The following is an 8599-nucleotide window of genomic DNA, read 5'->3' as shown; positions in this document are numbered from 1 at the left end:
AATCAGGGAATTTTAATCCGGCTAAAATGAGGAATTATTCACCGGCCTTGACAATATTAGTTATTCCGATAAAACAAGAAAAACATCAAAACTCATAAAACATGGCAATAACGGATTTTATAAAGGAAAGAATTATGAAACTATAGAATTAACATTAAAAGAATATGAAAAACAGATAAAGAAAATAATTGATAATGAAAAAAATAGAAAAAAACACAAAGTTTTCATCCTGACATATAAGAAACTCATAACAATAAAAGAAGGAGAAAAATACGGTACATTTTGGGGTTGTCCTGCAATTTGGTTTGGCGGCTGTCATGGAGTCAATGAATTTCAAGATTATGATACACTTATAGTCATTGGAACTCACCTTCCACCTGAAAATTATTACGATGAAAAACTTCAAAGATACAACCCTGAATACATACCTTCAACCTATGATAATGTTCAAGTTGCAGGAAGAAACGTTCCAATTGATCCTGTATTATTCAAATATTATCAACAAGACTTTGAAGACAACGTTTATGATTCCGTCCACCGAAGCAGATTATTATTACATGATGTAACAATTCATTGGTTTGGAAATAATATTCCTTCTAAGCTCAAAGAAGAAATGACTTATTGTGAAGAAGAATAACTTCACTATTCTCTTTTTTCTTTCATAATCTATCACGATTTGTCATTATTTTTCACTTTTGACCTTCATTTCCACTGGAAAACGCTTAAAAAAAGCGAAAAAAACGTGCCCCCCGATATCGAGGAGTGACAAACGATGGTGAGGAGTGACAACCGATGCTTGCGTTTTTTTTTGGATTCTCTTGCTATCGAAAAAACGTTCAAAATAAAATCGCATTTTTGACACTTTACTCCTCACCATCGGGAGGTTTGAAAGTATCTCTTCTCAGCAAAAAATTTTTTTGTCACAATCGCATGTGCTATCGAATTTTTTTGCATTATAATATTATAATGGGAATTGCTCAGAACTATTTTCAGGACATCCTCTATAGTAGAGAATCTTTAAGTTCAACCTGAAGATATGCCTTCCAGGACACCCTCTATAATAGCTGTTAACACGTCATATATCACGTTTTAGAGCAAAAAATAAAAAGCTTGACAAAATGTTTCAGATTGAAATATCTCCTTCATTTCAAGCTTTAATTCATTCCTGAGAGTGATCATAAAATAGGCTTGAACGTGGTAAATATTTGACTTTGACGACATTTTAGTGCATGTTGAAGAATTACACCTTTTTTGATGTAATGTGAAAATCTATAGTTGGCTAGCCATAATCTATAGCTCCGCACTCACTATTTTTCTGACCGGCACCTTACCTTTACTCTGTCTCTGTGAAATGTAACCGGACCTGAACCTGAACTTGGACTTGGCTCCTGCTCCATACCCTGCACTCTACAGGCCTTGGGACCCTGCACAAAATAAAATCCAAAATAAGTAATTTTGGTCTTGTTGAATAAATATATCATACATGGTGGAAAAAGTCTCCAAGTCGCAAAATTTGACTGGTTGTAGGATAGACTACAGAACATCCAGACTCTTAAAAGTCTAATTTATCTTTTTATTTTGATGTTATGATATTTATCTTATTAGTATTCAAATTTTAACTATATTTATCTATATATAGAAATCTATATATATAAGATTTTATATTGTATATGGCATACAGGATAATATTTTTAAAATTAAATAAAATAAAAGGTGATTATGATACGTATCGAATATAAAAATACAGATATTGAAATGAAAAATACAGAATTTGAAATTGAAAATTACAAAGGAAAAGTAGAATTTTTTAATAAATTAGAATATATGAAAACAAAATTTATGTTGAAACTTGAAAAACCAATCAAATTAGATAGTGTTTTTGAAACACATCAAATTATCTATAAAAATAATAAACCATATTCAATATTTTTCTGTAAATACACAGAAATGGCAAGAAAATTTAATAAAATTGAAGTATTAATACCAATACCTGAAGAAATTATATTAGAATGTTTTAATGTTGAAAAAGATATAGAAAACAAAATTAAACAAAAAAATCTTACACAAGATATAGAAATTGATTACATTGACCATATTCATTCAATTATGATTAAAGATATAGTTGACGAATTGAAAGAAAATTATCCAAAATATATTATATTATCAGAAGAAGAAATAGCAAGAGAACTTGCACATGATATAGAATTAGAAAAAAATTATAAAAATAAATTAATACCGAATAAAATAATTAGAGAAAAAATAACAAAAATACTCGATAGAGAATCTCAAAAAGAAATAGAATATGAAAAACAGGAAGAAGATAAAATTAATAATTTATTAAAAATAGCAATGGAAACAGGTGAACCACAACTAATATCCCAATGGGTTGAAGATTGTAATGATCCATCAGAAGAATGTAATGCAGATATATGTTCTTATTGGATATTACCTGATGGAACAAAAAAAGAAACCAGAAGTCATACATATTAAGGAAGATGAAAAATGAAACTAATTACTGCTAGAAAACTAAATCAGTATGGAAGTCTTGGGGTCACCATCCCGAAGGAAGTTGTTAACAATCTTCAAATCACAGCAGAAACCGTTTTTATGTTCGAAAATGATAATGGAATTCTTAAATACAGTCCAGTGAAAGAAATTAAATGTTAAGGGAAACCTTAACTTTTTTAAATATTTACGGTAATTTTAACAAAAATAATTTGGTATATAAAAAATAAAGGAGATAAATAACATTGGAAGAAGTATGGAGACAGTGTGATTTTTCATATTATAAAAATAAACTTGAAGTTTCTAATTTTGGAAATGTAAAAATCAATGGTAAGATTACAGAAAAAATACCAATAAATTATAGCTGTCATAACTTGCTTCACCCAACTTGTTCTTCTAAACCAGGTAAGTATAACAGTCTTCAATTAAAAAATGTTAAAATATCTACAGATATGAATTCAAGAAATTATATTAAAATAAGAAACTCATATTTTCAGATAGATTGTTGGATTGCTTCAGCATTCGGAAAAACCAAGTCTTATCATGTTAATCCATGTCATTTAAATAAAAATAACCTTGATGATAATGTTGAAAATTTAATTGCTTACGAAGATACTCAAGAATATAAAGAAAGAAAAGAAAAATACGAAAGAGAAGAAAAAAAGAGACAAGAAGAAAGGGAAGCAAAAGCACGATTTAAAGAAATTATAGTAGGTCACGGTTTTGATAAATTTAGTGGATCATATCCAATTATAAATAAAATATGTAAAGTATGTGGTGCTGAAAGTTTAGAAGATAAAGGGGATTACTATCAAAATACTGGATTAATCAAAGAACTTCATAATAAAGAAGAATGTCATTTGTGTAGTGATTGGAACGGTTGTAAAACCGATTGTACACATTCAGGAACAATTTGTTTAAAATGTGGAAATAAAGAAGGATATTAAAATGATAATGAAATAAAAATAAAATTTAACAGTAAACTTTTTTTCTGTCCTCGACTTGGCAATATCTCCAAACCTTCGACCCTAGACAGCCTGGGACCTTGGACCCTGCATAAAATAAAGCAATTTTGATATTGCAATAAATATCCCATCTACTGATAAACGTCCCAAAAACGAAAAATTTGATGTGCTGCTGGTTAATCAAAATGTGCGGCTGAGTAGCGGCTCTTAACCCACCCTAAACAATGAAGAGCCATTTTCTTTGTTTATATCCCCAACGTACTCACGATAAATTACGTATTTACCATTTGCTTTCTTTACGCATCTGGCTCCAAGCCCACTCTTTTTTATCATGGATTTTCTTTTCTCGGCATCGGATTTATCAAGCCCGAAATAACTCAATTCGTCGAGCATGTAGGTTTTACCGTTAAATTTCCTAAAAGTCTTCTGCATTGTGGCACCGAAGCTATTAGTTTAGAATGGGATGAAGGCTGTCACGTACTTTCTTTAACCTGATAAACAATCTCACTTCCATCTTTCCCTATTTTCTGAATACCGTCACTACTTATGATGAAATCATCAGTTTCGGAGATGTCAGAAGCGTGATCTTCTAGCTCTTTAATTGCCTTAATTATTGTAATAGGTTCACTTGTACTATCCGGTACCTGGATCAGTGTATCTATTCCTTTTTTCGTGATTAGTGCAAGTTTTTTCAGTGCTTCGATTAGAGTCATTTCTGTCATGGTTTTTTCCTCCTCCCTCTGAAGTTTTTTCTTATTTGTGTAAAGTTTAGGTTTCTTCTATGTCTTTCATCTTCACAATTTCTTTTATGATGCTATTACTCTCAAGATTAGGACAAGAATTCCGCACTTAGGATATACTATTAACGGTAGGTCAGCAGGTCATACTCTGAGGTCAGTCTTGACTTGCAGGATAAATATATCAAATCCATTGTCTTTCGTCCCCAAAACAAAAGATTTGATGGCTCTGGTCAATTATAACCTGGACTTCCTGGCGGGCACCTTGGCGGACTGTCTGATTGCAGGTCTCTGAATGGACATTGCAGGCACATGGCTCAGAGACCGATCTGGAGGATTGTAAGGATAACAGGGATGAGCCTGTTGAAGAAGCTGTAGAGAAGCAGGAATTAGAGAGTAAGCAGATTCTTAATATCCTTTCTTTATACTAAACCGGATAGTGAATTCAGTACCATTATCCCTCTTTAATTCAATTTCACCATCTAACTGGTCGACAAGGATACTAACGAGTTGAAGACCAAGTGTATCTGGATTTTCTAAGTCAATATTTTCTTGAATGCCAGCTCCGTTATCTGAAACTATTAGGGTATATCTATTCTCTTCATTAAACAGTTTAACTTGAATAATCCCTTTATCTCTGTCTGAAAATGCATATTTAAGAGAATTAGAAACAAGTTCGTTAACAACTATACCCAAAGGGACTGCAATATCCATATCAAAGAAAACATTTTCATTGAGATCCATGTTTAAGTCGATATTGGCATTTCCAAGCCTATAAATCTGAAAAAGATTCTTAACTAGCCTCTGCAAGTACAATGAAAAGTTAAGGGTATTAGTTTCCTCACCTTCGTGTAATTCCTCATGAATCAATGCAATTGATATCACTCTATCCTTACTTTCCCTGAAGGCTTCAATAACTTCTAATTTGTTTATACATTCTTTACTATTGAATTTATCAGCCTCAAGATCCAGAAGGGAAGAGATAACTTGCAGATTATTCTTGATGCGGTGATGAATTTCCTTTTGGCGGGCAATTTCGATTTTTGTGAGGGCTTCTTCAGCTTTCATACGCTCAATGAGCTGCATTTCAGTCTCCACCTTTGCTTTTTGTATTTCCTCACGTGTCAAAAATTCCTGCCTACGCCAGAAATGGAGCAGCCAACTGGATGCAATGGCAACGGCACTTGCAATAAATAGGTTGAGAAAAACCGTAAAGGAAGCTTCTGGTAATGTCAACATACTGGGCATAATAACCAATGTCTGACCGATGGTGTACACTAAAGACAAAATAAGCTGGTTGGTGAACTTATTTGGAATAGCAAGAACCATTACAAAGATAGAGAGAACTATGGCAATAGTGTGGGCAATGAAATCACTAGGTCGTATTGCATTCAATGTGATTTGGGTGAGAGCAAAAATAAGACCCCAAACGAATTCAGCTCTATCATAAGAATGGTAGTTCCTAATTTTTGGCAGGATTTCGAGGAAAAGGATAGTGCATGCAACAATAACAAGTCTAAGTGCAAAAAGCACATAGAATCTCGATGAAAATCCAAAAAATCTGTGGTCGTTGACTATAAGGATTGCAAAGGGCAGAATGATCAGAAACATGAAAATTCGGGCTTGAGTGACGTCCGCAAAAAATTGAGTTTTTCTGAAACTGTCTTCTTGATCCGCATTCAATCCGAATGTCAGCCATTTCCGGACTTTTCCAAAGGCGTTCATTTATCATCATCCCAACGGATTTTGTGCAATCGGGAAACGGCTCGTTGCATATCTTTCATAAAATGTATTCCCCATAGAATATCCCCAATGCCACCAATACCGGAGATCCTAATCCTACTATCATGTTCTTTTCCGATATTAGTATGAAGTGAAAAAGCTATTATCCAGCATATTTGCTTTATTTAAATTATAGGTTTTTTATTTAACGTTAAATCTATTTTTGGAAAAATTGTTTTGTTTTTGGTACTTATTAATTGGAAGCTCACAAAACAATGTAATAAACACTCATATACAGAACCTAATTATATTAAAACTATGACCGATTTTGCCATTAGTATGCCATTTATGACTTTTAGGATAGGCTCTCAGATATTTAGATTTCTTCTTTTAGGAATAAAGAAAATACAATTTCATGATTTTTGTTCTTGATATTGTCTTCAGCAATGGCTATGAAGCAATTCCTAAAGTAAATATTTGAAATTATATTTTTACCACTCCTTAGTTAAGCCACGCCATCTACACCAGTTATGCTATTTAGGCCATTTAGGCCATTTAGGCCATTTAGGCCAATTAGGTCACTTAGGTTAGCCATTCCAGCCACGCTTGTCATGCCAGACACACCACCTATGCTATCTATGTCATCTATACCACTTACACCATCTAAACCATCTACGTTACTAAGATCACTTAGACCACTTAGGCCACACAAGCTACACTAGCCACGCCAACCACACCAGTCATGCCACTATTGCTACCCACGCCACTTACGCCAATCACGCCAGTCACGCCAGTCATTCCAGTCACGCCACTGACGCCACCTATGCCAGTCAGTGCCCAGGGTTGAAGGCAAGGGGCGGTTGGATTCCTTTTTTTAATAATTTGAATTGATCGTTTTCTGTTGTCTGAAATTTTAATAAAAAAGCGTGTTTGTAGGCATATATGCAAACATTACATTTCACTCCAAATCTTTATATTCAAATGAATATATAAGGTTGTAAAAATATAATTGGTGATAGTATGAAGCTTGATGAATCCGAGCAAAAAGAAAAGCAGCTTGAGAATTACAAAATGTTAAGTGCATTAACTGGAAAATCAATTAATGAATTGATGGGTGATGAAGTCCATAGAGTAAATTATAATGAGAAAGATTGCAGGATTAAGCAATTGTATCTCAAAAATTGCATTAATCCTATTTCAAGTAAAGAATTATGGGAATTATTAAAATCTCAAGGATATGATGCTAAACATACAACTTTTAGAGGTATGTTGAATCAATATCAAAGATACAAATATGTTAAAAAAGTGAATGATAAGAAACCTTTCCTATATCAAGTTACAGAAATTGGATACCAACATATCAAAACCCCCTACCTTGCAAGAGAAGAAGGGATAAAACGTTATAGAGAATTCCAATTACATAAATTGAAGGAAATTATTGAAGACGAGCCGGAGGTTTTCAAAAATATATATGAATCTATTCATGGAACTCAAAATTCGCCATTCTCTGCTGGAAATATGGTGTCAGGTGGAAGTAGTGGAAGTCAATATTCTCCAAATGACATAGGCTCAAAACTACAGGAAAAACTTCAAAGCCAAATATTCACAGCAGATTTTTTCAAGAACGTCAACGAAGACAAATTATCAGCATTGGTTGACGGCATTCTTGATAATTCATTATCGGATGAACAAAAGAAAGAATTATTGCTTGATGCTTTTCAGGAAGCCATTAATTCAAACAAAGGTTCTATAATCATTCAAAAGCAATATAACCCTTCAAAACCAGTTGGTTTAAGGAATTATTATGAATATTTGGTTAATGGAGAAAATCAAATCGTAACACGTTCTATTTACGAAGAAATACCCTTTAGATTTATTTATATTCAAAATAAAAGAGAATTACGTCTTGAATCAGAATCAATTGCCGGAAAATACCGAAATAACGAAGATGCAACTGTTTTAGATTTTGATTACCTGAATAGAAACTTTTTTGGAAATAATATGATAATTAGATCCGAAAGACAGGGGGATGAAATAGTGTTCTATTATGCCCGAATGAATGGAAAAATCATTGCATACCAAAAAGAAATTACAACCATTAGCGTGACCGATTATAATAAAGTGAAAAAAATTAAACCATCAACATTGAAGTTTGCTAAAACAAATTAAAGTATATACAAAGAATAAAAAGACTCGTTATTTGAGGTTGTTACTCTAGGAAGTAATATATAAAGTTTGTTGTATATATTATACACAATTATGTATTTAATGTATAACAATAAAATTCACGTTTTCTACAGAACTGTATAGAAAATAGAATACATAATTACAATATCTGAACGAATGAACATATGTTCGTATATCTAATTGATCAATTTTTTGATTCTGCAAAGTTATTTAAATTTTAAAACCCATAGCCCCAACTAAAAAAACTATATTATGGATGTACATAGGATAATACCGATTATATTCTGGTCAGAGAGATAAATCGGGAGAATGCAGTAAAAGCCCTATCAACAGAAGGATATGAAATAAGAAAAACCTGAGTTCACCGGGAAAATTATAAAGCAGAATGAGAAGAAAGAAGAGATTTGAAAATGAAGAAAAAAATGTGTGAAAGAGTATTTTTAGATCTTATCAACCCTTATAATCCTGCGTTTCATGAATCTG

The 8599-nt window shown here is 32.5% G+C and carries 5 protein-coding genes and 1 pseudogene; 3 read left to right on the top strand and 3 right to left on the bottom strand.

The window, feature by feature from the left end; all coding sequences use genetic code 11:
* Positions 1-1719 precede the first annotated feature (1719 nt).
* Together PLL47_RS06880 and PLL47_RS06875 are read left to right on the top strand one after the other, a co-directional pair.
* A complete protein-coding gene (locus tag PLL47_RS06880; RefSeq protein WP_324445453.1) occupies positions 1720-2490 on the top strand; it encodes a hypothetical protein in 771 nt (256 codons plus the stop codon).
* A 260-nt stretch (positions 2491-2750) separates the two neighbouring features.
* A complete protein-coding gene (locus PLL47_RS06875) occupies positions 2751-3452 on the top strand; it encodes a hypothetical protein (protein WP_324445452.1) in 702 nt (233 codons plus the stop codon).
* A 225-nt stretch (positions 3453-3677) separates the two neighbouring features.
* On the opposite strand, the gene PLL47_RS06870 is transcribed toward PLL47_RS06875, so the two are convergent.
* The 3 genes and pseudogenes from PLL47_RS06870 to PLL47_RS06860 all read right to left on the bottom strand — a co-directional run.
* Positions 3678-3863, bottom strand: coding sequence for a hypothetical protein (locus PLL47_RS06870; protein ID WP_324445451.1), 186 nt, complete (start codon positions 3861-3863; stop codon positions 3678-3680).
* A gap of 80 nt (positions 3864-3943) precedes the next feature.
* Positions 3944-4192, bottom strand: a complete 249-nt coding sequence (locus PLL47_RS06865; protein ID WP_324445450.1) for a hypothetical protein — start codon at positions 4190-4192, stop codon at positions 3944-3946.
* 423 nt (positions 4193-4615) lie between these two features.
* Positions 4616-5281: pseudogene (locus tag PLL47_RS06860) on the bottom strand (sensor histidine kinase); the annotation flags it as partial.
* 1668 nt (positions 5282-6949) lie between these two features.
* Between PLL47_RS06860 and PLL47_RS06855 the strand changes: the two are divergent.
* Positions 6950-8098, top strand: coding sequence for a hypothetical protein (locus tag PLL47_RS06855; protein WP_324445449.1), 1149 nt, complete (start codon positions 6950-6952; stop codon positions 8096-8098).
* The last annotated feature ends 501 nt before the right edge of the window (positions 8099-8599 follow it).

It is taken from the genome of Methanosarcina sp. (assembly GCF_035390745.1).
Classification (GTDB): Archaea; Halobacteriota; Methanosarcinia; order Methanosarcinales; family Methanosarcinaceae; genus Methanosarcina.
This window is presented reverse-complemented; position numbering and strand designations above follow the sequence as displayed.